At 71.2% G+C, this 15,759-nt stretch carries 11 protein-coding genes; 5 read left to right on the forward strand and 6 right to left on the reverse strand.

Annotated elements, in window-relative coordinates; genetic code table 11:
• Positions 1–24: 24 nt before the first annotated feature.
• A complete protein-coding gene (locus KLK06_RS13110) occupies positions 25–915 on the reverse strand; it encodes a carbohydrate kinase family protein (RefSeq protein WP_214635693.1) in 891 nt (296 codons plus the stop codon).
• A 147-nt stretch (positions 916–1,062) separates the two neighbouring features.
• Here KLK06_RS13110 and KLK06_RS13115 point away from each other — a divergent pair, with 147 nt between their 5' ends.
• Together KLK06_RS13115 and KLK06_RS13120 are read left to right on the forward strand one after the other, a co-directional pair.
• Positions 1,063–3,780, forward strand: a complete 2,718-nt coding sequence (locus KLK06_RS13115) for a bifunctional GNAT family N-acetyltransferase/acetate--CoA ligase family protein (protein ID WP_214635694.1) — start codon at positions 1,063–1,065, stop codon at positions 3,778–3,780.
• A gap of 144 nt (positions 3,781–3,924) precedes the next feature.
• Entirely contained in the window at positions 3,925–4,986 is a 1,062-nt protein-coding gene (locus KLK06_RS13120) for a glucose-1-phosphate thymidylyltransferase (RefSeq protein WP_214635695.1), read from the forward strand.
• A 440-nt stretch (positions 4,987–5,426) separates the two neighbouring features.
• Here KLK06_RS13120 and KLK06_RS13125 read toward each other — a convergent pair whose 3' ends face one another.
• Together KLK06_RS13125 and KLK06_RS13130 are read right to left on the reverse strand one after the other, a co-directional pair.
• Positions 5,427–6,836 carry an MFS transporter gene (locus KLK06_RS13125; protein ID WP_214635696.1) on the reverse strand — a complete coding sequence of 470 codons (1,410 nt, stop codon included), beginning with the start codon at positions 6,834–6,836 and terminating at the stop codon, positions 5,427–5,429.
• Positions 6,837–7,132: 296 nt separating this feature from the next.
• Positions 7,133–8,218, reverse strand: a complete 1,086-nt coding sequence (locus tag KLK06_RS13130; RefSeq protein WP_214635697.1) for an NAD(P)/FAD-dependent oxidoreductase — start codon at positions 8,216–8,218, stop codon at positions 7,133–7,135.
• 345 nt (positions 8,219–8,563) lie between these two features.
• Here KLK06_RS13130 and KLK06_RS13135 point away from each other — a divergent pair, with 345 nt between their 5' ends.
• From KLK06_RS13135 to KLK06_RS13145, 3 genes are all read left to right on the forward strand, one after another.
• Positions 8,564–9,154: a DUF5998 family protein gene (locus tag KLK06_RS13135; protein WP_214635698.1), complete on the forward strand. Its 591-nt coding sequence runs from the start codon at positions 8,564–8,566 to the stop codon at positions 9,152–9,154.
• 820 nt (positions 9,155–9,974) lie between these two features.
• A complete protein-coding gene (locus tag KLK06_RS13140) occupies positions 9,975–11,102 on the forward strand; it encodes an alkaline phosphatase family protein (RefSeq protein WP_214635699.1) in 1,128 nt (375 codons plus the stop codon).
• Positions 11,103–11,139: 37 nt separating this feature from the next.
• The gene (locus KLK06_RS13145; protein WP_214635700.1) at positions 11,140–11,952 is read left to right on the forward strand and encodes a sulfurtransferase; all 813 of its coding nucleotides are present in this window, start codon (positions 11,140–11,142) and stop codon (positions 11,950–11,952) included.
• A 121-nt stretch (positions 11,953–12,073) separates the two neighbouring features.
• Here the strand turns inward: KLK06_RS13145 and KLK06_RS13150 are convergent, their stop codons facing one another.
• From KLK06_RS13150 to KLK06_RS13160, 3 genes are all read right to left on the reverse strand, one after another.
• Entirely contained in the window at positions 12,074–14,701 is a 2,628-nt protein-coding gene (locus KLK06_RS13150; RefSeq protein WP_214635701.1) for a CHAT domain-containing protein, read from the reverse strand.
• Positions 14,702–14,770: 69 nt separating this feature from the next.
• On the reverse strand, positions 14,771–15,217 hold the full coding sequence (locus KLK06_RS13155; RefSeq protein WP_214635702.1) for a hypothetical protein: 447 nt from the start codon (positions 15,215–15,217) through the stop codon (positions 14,771–14,773).
• Positions 15,214–15,750 carry an RNA polymerase sigma factor gene (locus tag KLK06_RS13160; RefSeq protein WP_214635703.1) on the reverse strand — a complete coding sequence of 179 codons (537 nt, stop codon included), beginning with the start codon at positions 15,748–15,750 and terminating at the stop codon, positions 15,214–15,216. The genes KLK06_RS13155 and KLK06_RS13160 overlap by 4 nt, the downstream gene beginning before the upstream one ends.
• Positions 15,751–15,759: the final 9 nt, after the last annotated feature.

Consider the following 15,759-nt stretch of genomic DNA (forward strand, 5'->3'; position numbering starts at 1 on the left):
ATAAAGGGCGCCGGAAAGATCGCACTAGAGGCGCGGACGCGCTCCCAGGTGCGAGATCGCCTGTGCCGCCAGGTGGCAGCCAGCCGTCAGCGCCTCGGACGGCGGCTTGCCCTCCAGCCACGGCGGCAGGAATCCGGCGCAGAACGCGTCGCCCGCTCCCGTGCCGTCGATGATCCGATCGACCGGCTCGGCGTCGACCCGGACCGGCTCGGAGCGGCTGTTGCCGAACCAGAGCGCGCCTTCGTCGTTCATCTTGATCACGACCTGCGGGAACCAGGCGGTGAGCACCTTGGCGGCGGCCTCGGGATCGTCGCGGCCGGTCAGCACCTTCGCCTGGTCGACGTTGGCGAACAGCAGCTTGGCCCCGTTGGTCCACTCGAGGAACGGCTCGGCACCCGTACGCTCCAACGGCGCGGACGACGAGCAGTCGACCGAGATCGACATCCCGGACCGGCGAGCCATGTCGAGCGCGGCCAGCCCCGCGTCGCGGGACCCCTCGTTGATCAGGGTGTAGCCGGACAGATGCAGATGACCCCCACCGAACAGATCGCGGGGCAGGTCCTCCGGCGAGAGCGCCGCGTTGGCGCCCGGGTCGGAGAGCATCGTCCGCTCACCCTTGTGCGTGACGAGCACCACGCAGGTGCCGGTCGGCCGCTCAGGGTCCATGACGAGCCGGGCGTCCACGCCGTAGCCCATCAGCTCCATGTCACGGTTTCGACCGGTGATGTCGGCGCCCCGGCGGCCGATGAAGGCCACCTCGGCACCCTCGACGGCCAGCCAGGAGGCGATGTTCGCCCCTGATCCACCGCCGTGCATCGTCACGATCGCCGGAGTGTCGCTCGCCCTGGCGAGTGCATAACGGGCGCGCGCGACCGCGTCGGTCATGAGATCGCCCACCACGACGACCCGCGTCATGATGCCACCACCTTGCTGCCTTCAGAACGAGCCTGGCCACGGCAAAACTAACAGCTTCCGGGCTACCCGTGGGGCGTACCCCGGACACAGGGGGGCAGTCGATGCACAAGCGTTGCCCAATAGGCCCTGCGGAGCTCGTCATCCGGGATGCGGTCTACGCTCGGGACTGTGGAGGCTCAGTACCCCGCCCACTGGGAGGCCGACGTCGTCCTGGCCGACGGCGGCACCGCTCACGTGCGCCCCATCAAGCCCGCCGACGCCGACCGATTGCGTGCCTTCTACTCCCGGCTCTCCGACGAATCCATTTATTTCCGCTTCTTCGGCCCGAGGCCACGGCTCTCCGACAAGGAGGTCGCCTGGTTCACCACCGTCGACTACGTCGACCGGGTCGCGCTGATCGCCACCATCGGCACCGAGATGGTGGCCGTGATCCGCTACGACCGGACGGGCCCCGGCGAGGCCGAGACGGCCTTCCTCGTCGAGGACGCCCACCAGGGCAGGGGAGTGGCCTCGGTGCTCCTGGAGCACCTGGCCGCCACGGCCCGCGAACGCGGCATCGAACGCTTCGTGGCCGACGTGCTCCCCGCCAACATGAAGATGATGGGCGTGCTGCGCCAGGCCGGATACACCGCCGAGAGCCGCTTCGCCGACGGCGTCGTCCGCATGACGCTCGACCTCACCCCCACCGACACCTCGACCGAGGTCACCACCGCCCGCGAACACCGCGCCGAGGCCAGATCCATCGCCCGGCTGCTCGCGCCCGGCTCGGTCGCGGTCATCGGCGCCTCGCGCGAGCCGGGCGGCGTCGGCCACACCGTGCTGCGCAACCTGCTCGCCGCCGACTTCAGCGGCCCCGTCTACCCGGTGCACCGCGAGGTACGGGCGATGGCGGGCGTACGGACCTACCCGAGCGTGACGGCGATCGACGACCAGGTGGACCTGGCCGTGGTGGCCGTGCCCGCCGCCGGCGTCGTCGAGGTGGTCAAGGAGTGCGCAGAGAAGGGCGTACACGGGCTGGTCGTGGTCTCCTCCGGGTTCGGCGAGACGGGCACCGAGGGCAGGGAGCGGCAGGACGAGCTGGCGCGCATCGCGCGTGCGTACGGCCTGCGCGTCGTCGGGCCCAACTGCCTCGGCATCGCCAACACCGACCCGGCCGTCAAGCTCAACGCCACCCTCGCCGCGACCGTGCCCGGCCGGGGCCGGGTCGGCTTCTTCAGCCAGTCGGGCGCGCTCGGCACCGCCCTGCTCCAGCGGGTGGCGCAGCGGGGGATGGGCATCTCGTCGTTCGTCTCGGCGGGCAACCGGGCCGACGTGTCGGGCAACGACCTGCTCCAGTACTGGGAGGAGGACGCCTCGACCGAGGTGATCCTGCTCTACCTGGAGTCGCTGGGCAATCCTCGCAAGTTCACCCGGCTGGCCAGGCGCCTGGCGCGGAGCAAGCCGATCGTGGTGGTCAAGAGCGGCGGGACGCCCGACAGTCACTCCGCCGAGGCGCTCGGGCTGCCCGACTCGGCGATCAGCTCGCTGTTCTCGCAGGCGGGGCTGATCCGGGTGGACGACCTCATCCAGCTCTTCGACGTGGGCCAGCTCCTGGCCTACCAGCCGCTGCCCGCCGGTCCCCGGGTCGGGCTGGTCACCAACTCCGACGCCCTGGGCCTGCTGGCCGCCGACGCGTGCGTCGCCGCGGGCCTGGAGCCCCTGCCGCCGGTGAACCTGGGCGCCGGCGCCGGCGCCTCCTCCTTCGGTGCGGCACTCGCGGACCGGCTCGGCTCGTCGTCGGTGGACGCGGTGGTGGTGATCTACATGCCGCCGATCCCGGGCGAGGACGCGGAGGTGGCGGCCGAGCTGCTGCGGGTGTCGCAGGGCTCGGCCAAGCCGGTGCTCGCCACCTTCCAGGGGCATCTCGGCATGCACCCCGATCTGCGGGTGGGCGCCGTGCCCTCGCGGGGGTCCATCCCCTCGTACGCGGCGCCGGAGGAGGCGGTCAGGGCGCTGGCGCACGTGGTCCGGTACGCCAGGTGGCGCGCACGACCGTCGCTGCCACCGCCCGAACTGCCGGACATCGACCCGCACTGCGCCCGCGCCTTGATCCACCGCGCCCTCCATCCGGAGGCCACCGCCGACGCGCCTTCCGCGGTGGAATCTCCCGCTGTGGCGTCAGCTCGGAGCCTCTTCGCCGAGCCAGGGCCGTCGGTCGAGGCCGAGGCGGCCGACGTGGCGGAGCTGCTCTCCTGCTATGGGCTGAGCGTCTGGCCGGCCGAGGCGGTGCGGTCCCCGGACGAGGCGGTCGCGGCCGCCGAACGGCTGGGCTGGCCGGTGGTGCTCAAGGTGGCCGGTCCTGAGGCCGCCCGCCGGGCCGGCACCGTACGCCTCGGGCTGGCGGGGCCCGACAGTGTGCGGCATGCCTACGCCGAGTTCGCCGAGCAGTTCGGGGAGGATGTGGAGCTGGCGGTCCAGCGGATGGCGCCGCAGCCCGCCGTACCCACCGTGGTGAGCGTCACCGAGAACCCGGCGTTCGGGCCCATCGTCTCCTTCGGACTCGGCGAGGTGACGGCGCGGCTGCTCCTCGACCAGGGCTTCCGGCTCGCGCCCCTCGCCGGCGAGGACGCCGCCGGGCTGGTGCGCTCCGTCCGCGCGGCCCCGCTGCTGTTCGGCGAGTACGGCTACCCGCCCGTGGCGGTCGACGCCCTGGAGGATCTCCTGGTCAGGGTGGGCCGCCTGGCCAACGACCTGCCGGAGGTGGCCCGCCTCGACCTCGACCAGGTGCTGGTGGGCAGGGAGGGCGTCATCATCCTGGGCGCCCGGGCCACGATCCGCACCCCACCCGGCCCCCGCCCGGACGGCGGCCCCCGCAGACTGGCCTGACCGCTCAGGAGACGGAGCGCGAACCAGAGCGGCGCGTGAAGCCTGTTACGACGGCCCGCAGCCCTCTGTCGCGTGAGTTTCGAGCGAATTTCAAGCGCCATTGGCGATCCTGTGCTTCGGAATCCATCGAATAGAGGAGTGCTCGTGAAAGGCCTCGTGCTCGCGGGCGGCCACGGGACGCGCTTGCGTCCGCTGAGCCACGCGATTCCGAAACAATTGTTCCCGGTGGCGAACCGGCCAATTCTCTGGCACGGCCTCGAGGCAATGCGCGACGCCCGGATAACCGATGTCGGAATAGTGGTCGGCGATCACGAGGCGCAGATCCGCGAGTCGGTCGGCGACGGCTCGGCTTTTGACCTGCGAATCACCTACATCCGGCAGCCTGCGCCGCTCGGCCTGGGCCATGCCGTGCTGATTTCCGGCGATTATCTCGGCGCCGACGACTTCCTGATGTATTTGGGGGACAATATCGTGCGCGGCGGGCTGGACGAGGTGCTCAGGAGGTTCCGCGAGTCCGGCGCCGACGCCACCGTCATGCTGTCGAAAGTGGCCGACCCGCGTGAATACGGCGTCGCGGAGCTGGGCGTCGAGGACCGGGTGACCCGGCTGGAGGAGAAATCTCCCGCTCCGCGCAGCGACCTGGCCATCGTGGGCGTCTACGCGTTCTCGCCGGCGATTCACGATGCCGTACGCGCGACCAAGCCGAGCCATCGCGACGAGCGCGAGATCACCGACGCCATCCAGAAACTCGTCACCGACGGCCGTGACGTGCGCGCGCACGTCCACACGGGCTACTGGAAGGACACCGGACGGCCGGAGAGCCTCCTGGATTGCAACGCCGCGCTCCTGGAGGACATCGAGACCAGAATCGACGGCCAGGTCGACGGCGAGACCGCCATCACCGGGCCGGTCATCGTCGAGCGCGGGGCCATGGTGTCCCGTTCGCGGCTCGTCGGCCCGATCATCATCGGGGCGGACGCGACGGTGTCCGGCAGCTACGTCGGCCCGTACACGTCGATCGGGCCTCGCTGCATCGTCCACAAGAGCGAGATCGGATACTCCATCCTCCTGGAGGACGCGGAGATCCACGAGGTCGGCGACATCGACGGCTCGATCGTGGGGCGCAACGCCTACGTGACGTCGGGGCGGCCCTCGACCCACCGGATGCTGCTGAGCGACCACAGCCGGGTGTCGATCGGATCATGAGACTTCTGCTGACGGGCGGGGCCGGCTTCATCGTGCCCGACAAGCCCTCGACCGGCTGGCCGAGGTCATGCGCGAACAGTTGCAGGGGTTGTCGTAGTGCTCCTTGTAGACGTTCTGGTTGCTGAAACTCGACCCCACTAATTGGAAGGACACGTTCCGCACGGTGCTGCCGTAATCGACTTCGCCGGTGAACACGGTCGCGAAACCGCTGTAGGTGCACCAGAGCACGGTCGTCCCTCGAATAACGGCACAGAGCGGGACCAGAGTCGCGGCGAGCGCCATGCCGGCCGGTCGCTATATAACGCGCCAGTACATCCTTAGCGAAAACCCCTTTTCCTGGATCGGGGCCCTCACCAGGCCAGGCAAGAAGAATTCAGGTCACCGGCGTCCCGGAATCGGCCCATGGAAGTTTCCTTTCGTGCGCGGGACGCGGTGGCCGGTCATGGGGCGGAGTGGAGCCTGCGGCGGTCGGCGTACTCGCGGGTCAGGTCGTACAGCGCCGCCGCCAGCGCGATCGAGACGGACAGCGCCACCACTCCCAGGCCATGCCGGAACGCGGTCGGCCAGCCCTGCCCCAGCGCCCCGAAGAACACCGACCCCGCGGCGGCGATGCCGATGGCCGAGCCGAGGCGCTGGCCCGTTTGAAGGATTCCGGCCGCGCTCCCGCCCTGCTCCGGGGGGACCTCCGACAGGCTGATGGCCTGGTTGGGAGCGATCACCAAGCCGCTGCCCACCCCGGCTACCAGCAGAGGCAGCGCCGTCGCCGCGCCCACCCCCGCGCCTGGGACCAGCATGGTCGCGACCATGGTCGCCCCCAGTCCGGCCAGTACGGTGACCAGCCCTATGGCCACCAGGCGGCGACCGGCTCGCGAGACCAGGCGCCCGCCTGCCGCCGACGCGCCCGCCGAGCCCACCGCGAAGGGGCTGATCGACAGCCCGGCCATGAGCGCGCTGTAGCCGAGGCCGCTCTGCAGGTACAGGGTGAAGATGAAGAAGATGCCGGTGAATCCGGCGAAGTAGAAGAGCGCTATGGCGGTGCCGAGGCTGTACGAGCGCTTGGCGAACAGCCCCAGGTTGACCAGCGGTTCCTTGCGGTACGTCCGTTCCCAGATCACGAATCCCGCCAGCACGAGCAGCGCGGCCGGGAGCAGGAGCCACTTGGTGTTACCCGGCCACTGGTGCTGCTGGATGAAGGGCAGGAGCAGGGCGGCCACGCCTGTGCCCAGAAGGAGCACGCCGACCGGGTCGAGGCTCTCCTGCCGCCGCGGCAGGTCGGTTCGCGGAGCGGGGAGGAATTTGTAGGCCAGGGGGAGGAGAGCGATGCCGATCGGGAGGTTCACCAGGAAGACCCAACGCCAGCCGTGCTCAGGCCCGAAGGCCGAGACCAGCGCGCCGCCCATCAGCGGCCCGAGCGCCGTGGACACGCCGATCGTCGCGCCCAGCGCACCGAACGCCCGCCCTCGTTCGGAGCCGCGGAACATCTGCTGGATCAGCCCCGACACCTGCGGGTTCAGCATCCCCGCCGCCATCCCCTGCACCAGGCGGGACACCAGCAGCACCGAGATGCTCGGCGCGAACCCGCACGCCGCGCTCGCCACCGTGAACAGGGCGACGCCGACCATGAAGATCGCCCGGCGGCTGCGCGCGTCACCGAGCCGGCCGGCCGGCACGAGCAGCAGCCCGAACGTGAGCGCGTATCCGGACACCGTCCACTGGAGACCGTCCTCGGAGGCTCGCAGGCCCGCGCGGATCGAGGGCAGCGCCACGTTGACGATGCTCACGTCCAGCCCGGCCATGAACGCTGACACCAGACAGACGCCCAGCGCCCGTGTCCGTGTCCGGTCGCGCATGATGGCCTCCCCTGACACCCGGCCCTTCCCGAAAGAGCATGATTCCCACTAGAAAGTGAAATATCGGCCTGGCGACGATCCGGTAAGCCCGCCGACCACCCAGAACCCCCGCTCGGCCTGCCCCGCATCCGGCCTGCCCCGCTATCCGACAGTGTCCAGCCATCCGACAGTGTCCGGCCGCCCGGCGGTCCCCCGCAGCCAAGGGTCTCCCACCGTCCGCTGCCCGCGAAGTGGCGGCGGAGGCGTACGGCGGTGGCGTAGGCCGTGGCGGTGGAGGCGTGCCACGGCCTCCGTTGTCACAGGCCGTGGCGGCGATCGCCGAGAACGCGTTCGCACAGCTCTGCTTCCACCTCGGCGGAGAACGGATCGTGTGCGGCCGGCTTCCGGGCGCGGTACGCCGTAACGGCACGAGCGGTGTCCTGTGCGATCAGATCGGCATTGATCGCCGCTCCGGCCTTCAACCCCGCCGTGGCGGCGCCGATGACCTGAGCCATCGGGTCGGCGACGTTGCCCGCCACCCACACCCCGGGCACGGAGGTCGCCCCCGTCGCATCGGCGGCGATGTGGCTGCCGATCACGTGACCACGTACCTCCAGTTCGACCGGCTCCAGGCCCAGCCCGACGAGGACGTCGGTGCGGGCGGTGAAGCGCGGGGTGACCACCAGCGCCTGGAGGGGGATCACCCGCCCGTCGGCCAGGTTCACGCCGGTGAGCTGGTCGCCGGTGACCTCCAGGCCGGTCACCTGGCCTTCGACGACGGAGATGCCGCGGGCGGCGAACTGCTCGCGTTCCTCGTCGCTGGGTTCGGGCGCGGTGTGCGAGAACAGCGTCACGTCCGCGCTCAACTGCCGCCACATCAAGGCCGCGTGGACCGCCATCACCCCGGTCGCCAGGATGCCGATCGCCTGATCACGTACTTCCCAGCCGTGGCAGTAGGGGCAGTGCAGCACATCCCGCCCCCACCGCTCGGCCACTCCCGGCACCTCGGGCAGCTCGTCGACCAGGCCCGTGGTCACCAGCAGCCGATCCGCCACGACCGAGGTCCCGTCGTCGAGGACGACACGGAAGCCCCCGCCCATAAGGCGTTCAGCGGTCATGACGGTCCCCTCCAGGAACTCCCCGCCGTACCCGCTCACCTCCGCACGCCCCGATGCCAGCAACTCAGCGGGAGAAGTGCCTTCACGCGACAGGTAGTTGTGAACACCGGCCGCCGGGGCGTTGCGTGGGTGCCCGGCGTCGATCACCAGCACCGAACGCCGTGCCCGCACCAGAGCCAGCGCCCCGCTCAGCCCAGCGGCTCCGCCCCCGAGCACCACGACGTCATAGCACCGCTCCGGACGTACGGAATCGGCGGCCGGGGACTGCAGGTTTTGTGTAGTCATGCCTCGTACTCTCACCCCGCATCCACCGAAATGACAAAGTTCCTTGCCGTATTGGCAAATAGGTAAGCCCCGGCACCCCGCACCCCGCACCCCGCACCCCGCACCCCGCACCCCGCACCCCGCACCCCGCACCCCGCAGGGGGGGGTCTCGGCGGCTGGCTAAACCTCATTTCTATGAAATTTCACCATTTGTCACTCCAGATGTCGGCACAGCGGCACTGATGAGGCGCAATGCAGCGTCCGGGAATTGCACACGGCCCTGCACGTAGATAACGGGATAAAAGACGTTATAGAGCGTTATGTCTGGTGGGTGAGTGCACTGCGCGGTCCTGGCAGGATGGACCCATGAGGGAAACCCGAGTCTCAGCCGCGGGCCTGCGTGAAGCGATCGAGCGCAGCGGCTACTACCCCGACCTCGTCACCGATGCGGTCGAATCCGCGCTGGGCAAGGAGGCTGTGACCGCGTTCGTGGTCCACCATGAGGCCACCTTCGATCCCGCGATGGAAGTGCGCAGGCACGTCACCGTCCTAGTGCTGTCGACGACGAGGTTGCTGGTCTGCCACACCGACGAACACCCTGCGGTGGAAGGCGTCTCGACCTCGCACGCCTCCACGACCACGGAGGCCGTACGCCTGAGCCGCGTCCAGTCGGTCGCGGTCACCCGCGTCGTCCCCGACCCCGCCTCCTACGTCCCCGGCGTCCCTCCCACCGAGGCCACGCTCACGATCGGCTGGGGAGCGATCTCCCACGTCGACCTCGAACCGGCCACCTGCGGTGACGAGAACTGCGAGGCCGACCACGGCTACACGGGCGCCATCACCGCGGACGACCTCTCGCTCCGGGTGAGCGAGGCAGCCGACGGCCCCGAAGCGGTCACCCACGTCCTCGCCTTCGCCAAATCCCTCTCGGAAGCCACCGCCCGCGCCACAACCTGACAGGCCACTCCCAGGCGCCCACCCTCTCGGTGCCACCAGGTCAAGACCCATGCACACAACACGAACCCCGGCACACCAACTCCACGACATCGCGCCCACAAGGGCACCTCTGCGACAGACCGGTGCTCCCCTGAGGTGGCAATCGGTGGTGCTCATGCGGTGGTGTCCTTGTGGTCATGCCCACGCGACCGTGTCCACGGGGTTGTGCTCAAGGGGCGGTGTCCCACCGGAGACGCCTCAAGCGGCACTGTCCCTTCGGCGGCGCCTGCGGGACCGTGCTCATGTGAGACCGTCCCTGTGGTGGTGTCCACGTGATCGTGTTCGTGCGGTGGTGTCCCTGCCATGGTGCCCGCCCGATGGTGCGCAAGTGTTCCTGCGGCGGTCTGCACGCGACCGCGCCCATTCTGCGCTGTCCCCACGGCGGTATCGGCGGGACCGCCCCCGCGTGGTCGTTCTCACGCGGCCGTGCCCACGCGACCTTTCCAGCTCAGCAGCGCCGACCCGACGGTGCCCCCGCGGTCGTGCGTGTGTGCCGGCACACCGGCCGGACATTCCCCACGAACGGTCCCGCACGGCATGTGCGGCGCCCAGCCGATCAAGCGAAGAAGACGGCCAAGAATACGCACGTAACGACGCCCAGCCACGTGCGGGTTCAGCGGCCGTATTCCTGGAGGCCCCTCAGCCACGTGCGGTGGGTGGCGCTCACTTGGCCGTGCCGTACAACATCGTCGGGGTTCAGGGGTTTGGCGGTGATCAGCGCCGTACGGCGGGAGCGTCATACAAGATCGAACTTCTCGGGCGACGAACAGAATGGAGCGGCATGGGTGGAAACGCGCCACTGATTCCCCGTTACGGCACCGCGTCGTTGGCGGAGCTGCCGAATGCGTTGCTGGCCGTGCTGGGGATGGACGAGCCGAACCCCCTCCAGCTCGCCCCCGCCGACCGCGTCTGTCTGTTCCTCGTGGACGGGCTCGGTGACGAGGCGCTGCGCGCGCACGCCGACCGGGCGCCGTTCCTCGCCGCCGCCGCCAAGACCACGCTCACCGCCGGGTTCCCCGCCACCACCGTCACCAGTCTGTGCTCGCTGGGCACCGGTGTGCCGCCGGGTGAGCACGGCATGCTGGGGATGGTGCTGGCCGTGCCGGGGACCGGGCAGTTGTTCAACTGCCTGCGGTGGACGCTGCCCGGCGGGGCGTTCATGGAGCCGGGCCAATGGCAGCCCGCCGAGACCGTCTACCAGCGCGCCGCCGCCGCGGGCATCGCGGCAGGTTACGTGGCGCCGGCCCAGTTCGAGGGGAGCGGGCTGACCGAGGCGGTCTACCGCGGCGTGCGTTACCTGGCCGCCGAGACCGTCGACGAGCGGGTGGCCAGGGTACGTACGGCGATGGCCGAGCCGCGGGCCCACGTCACCGTCTACTACGGCGACCTCGACGCGACGGGCCACATGACCGGCTGGGGCAGCGAGGAGTGGCTGGGTCAGCTCGAAATCGTGGATCGGATGGCCGAACGCCTGGCCGCGGACCTGCCCCCGGGTTCCGCCCTCTACATCACCGCCGACCACGGCATGGTCAACGTGACCGAGAAGCTCGACGCCGAGACCGAGCCCGCGCTGAGCCGGGGGGTGGCGATGCTCGGCGGGGAGGCAAGGGCGAGGCACGTGTACGCCGAACCGGGGGCCGCCTCCGAAGTGCTCGACGCATGGCGTGAGACCCTGGCGGGCAAGGCCTGGGTGGTGTCGAGGCAGGAGGCGGTCGAGTCCGGCTGGTTCGGGCCGCGGGTGCGGCCGGAATGGGCGGGGCGCATCGGCGACGTCGTGGCCGTCCCGTATTCCGGGCTGGCCATCACGGCGCCGGGCGCGCATCCGATCGAGGCGCTGTTCACCGGCTACCACGGCTCGATGACGACCGCCGAACAGTACGTACCGCTCTTGGAGGTAAGCACCCGATGAGTTCGTTGATCGCCGCTGGGGTTGGGGTGAGCGGCCGATGAGTCCGTTGATCACGCCCGAAGAACTCGCCGCGCTGGACGGCGTGACCGTGCTCGATGTGCGGTGGCGGCTCGGTGGCCCTCCGGGGATCGAGCTGTACCGCGAGGGGCACGTGCCGGGCGCCGTCTACTGCGACCTCGACGCCGACCTCGCCGCGCCGCCCGGAACGGCCGGGCGGCATCCGCTCCCGGAAGCGGACGACTTCCAGAGCACGATGCGGCGGCTGGGGGTGTCCGGGGGACGGCCGGTGGTGGTGTACGACGACACGGGGTCGACCGCCGCGGCGCGGGCGTGGTGGGCGCTGCGTTACTTCGGGCATCAGGACGTCCGGGTGCTGGACGGCGGCCTGCCCGCCTGGGCCGACGCGGGACTGCCGATCGTCAAGGAGACGCCCGAGGTGGTGCCCGGTGACTTCGTCGCCAGGCCGGGTGGGATGCCGGTGCTGAGCGCCGCCGAGGCAGGGGCGCTCGCTAGGTCGGGGGTGCTGCTGGACGCGCGGGCGGGTGAGCGTTATCGGGGCGAGGTGGAGCCCATCGACCCCGTCGCCGGGCACGTGCCCGGTGCGGTGAGCGCGCCGACCACGGAGAACATCGGCCCCGGCGGCCGGTTCCGCCCTGCGGCCGAGCTGCGCGACAGGTTCGTCGCGCTCGGGGTGGGCGAGGGCATGCCGGCCGGAGCGTACTGCGGCTCCGGCGTCACCGCCGCGCATGAGGTGCTGGCCCTGGAGGTGGCGGGCCTGCCCGCGGCACTCTACGTGGGCTCGTGGTCCGAGTGGGTCGCCGACCCCTCACGACCGATCGCCACAGGCTGACGCTTCGTGACCTGACCGGCTGCGACAGCCCAAGCCTCCGCTGCCTGAGTGGCGCGCCGACCGGATCAGTGATGGGCCAGGCCCGTCGCCCTATCGGCGCGCCGACCAGATGACCCCCGCATTACGGGGTCGGTGGTCGGTCGCGTTTCCGTGTGTAAGTCCGGTCGCCCGCGCCGAAGCAGACGAAGCCGAGCGCTCCCGTCTTGGCCGAGGCCGAAGCCAAGGCCGAGGCGGGGGACTGGCCGTCGGCCAGGAGACCGTGGAACGCGGTCATCACGGCCATCGCCTCCTCGTCACGCACCGGCACCATCCCCGCCACGACGCAGGCCGTACCCCTGGACAGGAACGTCCCGGCCAGCCCGAGCGGGGCGCCGTCCGTGGGCGTGTGCGCCATTCCCGAGTCGCACGCCGACAGCACCACGAGCCGGGCCGTCCGGGACAGCCCGAGCAGGTCGTACGCCATGAGCTGCCCGTCGGCGAGCGTGATGCCCGACAGCAGCGGGCTGCGCGCGTGGAACACCCCGTGCGCCGCGAGATGCAGCACGTCGGCGCTGGTCAGCGCGGCGAGCACGGCGCCGGAGCGGGCGGGCACCTCGCGGGCGCCGGGATGGCAGGCGAGCACCTGCTCGACTTCCGCGCGCGCGTGGGCGAGCCCGGGCCCGGCCGCGGCGATCATCACGGGCCGTTCGGCGGGTACGGCGGCGCGCTGCCCGGCCTCCAGCCAGGCGGACGCGCTGGCGGTCACGGACACCGGACGATCACGCAGGCACGGCAGGGCCGTCCACGGCACCGTGTGCAGGGGACCGGCGGGCACCACAATCAGCGGCCGGTCGCCGAGCTCGGTCTGGAGCGGCCGGAGCAGCAGGCGTTCGAGCTCCGCCGCGGCGGGCTCGACCTGGGCGTCGGCGGCGGCGCCGTCGCCGAACCCGGCCCGGCGCAGTGAGTAGCGCAGGCGGATGAGCGCCTCACGGATGGGCCGCAGATTGCCCAGCCGCCGCAGCGTGAGCCGCTCCCCGGTGATCAGTACGGCCAGCAGCGAGGAGCCGTCGGTGACGAACTCGACCAGCGCCGCCCCGCCCAGCCCGGCCCGCACGGAACCGGGATCGGCCAGCCCGCAGGCGTGCGCGGGAGCGGCCACCGCCCGCCAGCGTTCCGCCCAGTCGAACACCTCCTCGGCACACCCGTCACGCACCGCCATCTCCAGCCCGAACGCCGCCAGCCGCTCACCGGCCCGCGCCGCGTGCGCCCGCAGCGAGGGGTCGTCGAACGACTCCATGCTGCCGCCCATCTCGGTCAGCCCGTCGTGGACCGCGCGGAACGCCTGGGTGACGTCCTCCTGCAGCGCGGACTCCAAGGCGAGGGCGTGCTGGCGTACCAGCACCGGGATCTGTGACGTCTGCGCGAGATGTCTGGCCTGCAACTCCGAGGCCAGTGACGTGAGCTGGGTCCCGGCGGGCACCCAGCGCTCGCCGCGCTGCGCGTGCGCGGTGAGGCGGGCCAGTTGCGCCGACGCCGCCGGATGGTCGTCGAGCGCCAGCGCGGCCTCCGCCGCCACCAGGCGCAGCGCGGCGGCGCCCGCCAGGTAGGCGGGACCGTTCTCGAGGTCGTCGGCGCACGCGATCAGCTCCTCGAGCAGCTCGGGTGAGGAGCCCTCCAGCGCGAGGCGGGCACGCAGCACGACCTCCCTGGCCAGCGGCAGCCATGACACGCGGTCCTGCTCGGCCAGCTCGACCGCCGCCTGCTCGGCCACGGCCAGCGCGCGGCGGGCGTCGCCGGTGAGCAGCTCCACCTGCGCCAGTTTCAGCCGCGCCTCGGCCAGCGCCACCAGCGCGGCGGACGACTCCAGATCGGGTACGGCCAGGCTGAGCAGCGCCCTCGCCTCGCCGGGGAGGTGCGCGGCCAGCAAGGCCCCGGCGAAGTCGGCCCGCATCGTGGCCAGCCGCTCGGGGAAGCCGAACAGGGTGTTCTCGGCCGCCCGGTAGTGGGCGAAGGCGCCGGTGATGTCGCCCCGGCGTACGGCGAGGAAGGGCAGGTTGGCGGCGGCCAGGCGGGCCAGGTGGTCGAGCCGGGCGTGGCGGGAGATCTCCAGGCAGGCGGTGATGTCGCGGGTGGCGGCGTCCCAATCGCCCCGGTAGGCGTGGACGAGGCCGCGGTTGAGCAGGCCGCCGGCCAGGAAGCGGCGGTCGTCGATGGTGCCCGGCGCGACCACCAGCACCTGGAGCGCGCGGTCGCACGAGGCGATGGCCTCCTGGTAGCGGCCCAGGTGGGCGAGCGCCACGGCGCGCTGGGTGTCGAGCTTGGCCCGGTCGAGCCGGGAGAGGTCGGCCCAGGCCAGGGCGGCGACCCGGAGCGCCTGCAGGGGATGGCCGCGTTCGGTGCGTACCGTCACCAGGGAGAGCCGTGCCTGGGCCATGCGCTGGCGCGGGATGCCGGGGGTGGCGATGGCCTGCCGGAGGTGGGCTTCGGCGGCTTCGAGATCGCCGAGCTCGCGGGCGGCCAGCGCCATCGCTCTGAGGGCGACCACCGCGGCGTCGACGCAGCCCACTGCCTGGGCGGCGGCCAGGACGGTGCGGCCGGCGTGGAGGGCCTGTTCGGGATCGACCACCGAACGAAGCACCGCCATCTCAGCCGCCACCACCAGCGGGTCGCCGAGTGTGGCGGGCTCGCGGGGGACGATGCGATCGGGAGCGGCCGTGCCCCCAAGCCCGATGGTGTCGGGAGCGGAACGGTCGTCCTGTGTTGCGATCATGGCGCCCTGGGCTTCGTAGGGGAGGAGTGGGAGCCAGGGGGTGGGACGCGGTACCTGGCTCCCGCGTGATCATGGGCGGATGCGCACCCACCTGGTTTGGACGGGTGCGAGACCGGGCCGGTGGCAGACCACACTGAGCCAGCCCGGAGGCAGGCCGGTGACCGCGAACTGGCCCGTTCGCGCAAGACGCCTGGTGAGCGTCAGATGCGGGGTCCTCACATCGACGTGGCTGCCCTCGCCAGGATGCGGGAACACTTGTCCCGCGACGTCGATGAGCCCGTCGCCCACCGTCACCTCCAGATCGAAGGTGAGGCCGGCCGCGACGAAGCGGACCATGCCGGGACCGTCGCCGCCTCGTACGCCACGGGTTGCGGCGCAGTCGGCAGGCGCGGCGGTCACCGCTTGCGAGACCCGGAGTCCGAAGGCATCACGTGCGGCGGCGGAAACATGCCCAGGGATCGGATCACTCCCGGCGGCGAGCCGGAGAGCCGCCAGGAAATACTCATCGTTGATCATTGCACCGTCTCCTGTAGTGAGATCAGGGTGCGCAGTTTTTCCAGGCACCGGATCCTGGTTGGACCCACGGCGCCCACGGGCATGCCGAGCCGCATCGCCACCTGCTGGCTCCCCATATCCGTCGCCACCAGCTGGAGGAGGGTGCGGCAAGGCTCGTGCAAAGCGGAGACCGTCTTCCACAGCAGGCGGCTGCCGTCGGCCTCCAGGACGACAGTCGCCGGATCAGGGTCGTGCACGACGTCGAAGGAGGGAAATCCGGGTGGTTCCTTCCTGATGATCAGAAGCGCCTCACGACGCGTGGTCGTCGCCAGCCACGCGCCGACGCCTGATGGTTCCCTGATGGTGTGCAGGTTTTCGAGCAGGCGCAGCCAGGCACCCTGGACCGCGTCCGCCGCGTCGGTGGCGTTCAGCCCGCACGCGCGGGCGACTGCCCACATGCGCGGCCCGAACCTGGACTCAAGCTGGTCCCAGGCCGTCTGGTCGTCTTCGGCCGCGGCCTTGAGCAGCTCCGCCGGATCGCGTGGCTCGTGCATGCGGCCTCC

The organism is Nonomuraea sp. NEAU-A123 (assembly GCF_018603905.1).
Classification (GTDB): domain Bacteria; phylum Actinomycetota; class Actinomycetes; order Streptosporangiales; family Streptosporangiaceae; genus Nonomuraea.

What these genes read in the sequence shown, in the direction of transcription:
- KLK06_RS13135 (WP_214635698.1), top strand. Translation starts at nt 8,564, where the DNA reads ATGAGGGAAACCCGAGTCTCAGCCGCGGGCCTGCGTGAAGCGATCGAG.
- KLK06_RS13160 (WP_214635703.1), bottom strand. Translation starts at nt 15,750, where the DNA reads ATGCACGAGCCACGCGATCCGGCGGAGCTGCTCAAGGCCGCGGCCGAA.
- KLK06_RS13155 (WP_214635702.1), bottom strand. Translation starts at nt 15,217, where the DNA reads ATGATCAACGATGAGTATTTCCTGGCGGCTCTCCGGCTCGCCGCCGGG.
- KLK06_RS13110 (WP_214635693.1), bottom strand. Translation starts at nt 915, where the DNA reads ATGACGCGGGTCGTCGTGGTGGGCGATCTCATGACCGACGCGGTCGCG.
- KLK06_RS13150 (WP_214635701.1), bottom strand. Translation starts at nt 14,701, where the DNA reads ATGATCGCAACACAGGACGACCGTTCCGCTCCCGACACCATCGGGCTT.
- KLK06_RS13130 (WP_214635697.1), bottom strand. Translation starts at nt 8,218, where the DNA reads ATGACTACACAAAACCTGCAGTCCCCGGCCGCCGATTCCGTACGTCCG.
- KLK06_RS13115 (WP_214635694.1), top strand. Translation starts at nt 1,063, where the DNA reads ATGCGGTCTACGCTCGGGACTGTGGAGGCTCAGTACCCCGCCCACTGG.
- KLK06_RS13145 (WP_214635700.1), top strand. Translation starts at nt 11,140, where the DNA reads ATGAGTCCGTTGATCACGCCCGAAGAACTCGCCGCGCTGGACGGCGTG.
- KLK06_RS13140 (WP_214635699.1), top strand. Translation starts at nt 9,975, where the DNA reads ATGGGTGGAAACGCGCCACTGATTCCCCGTTACGGCACCGCGTCGTTG.
- KLK06_RS13125 (WP_214635696.1), bottom strand. Translation starts at nt 6,836, where the DNA reads ATGCGCGACCGGACACGGACACGGGCGCTGGGCGTCTGTCTGGTGTCA.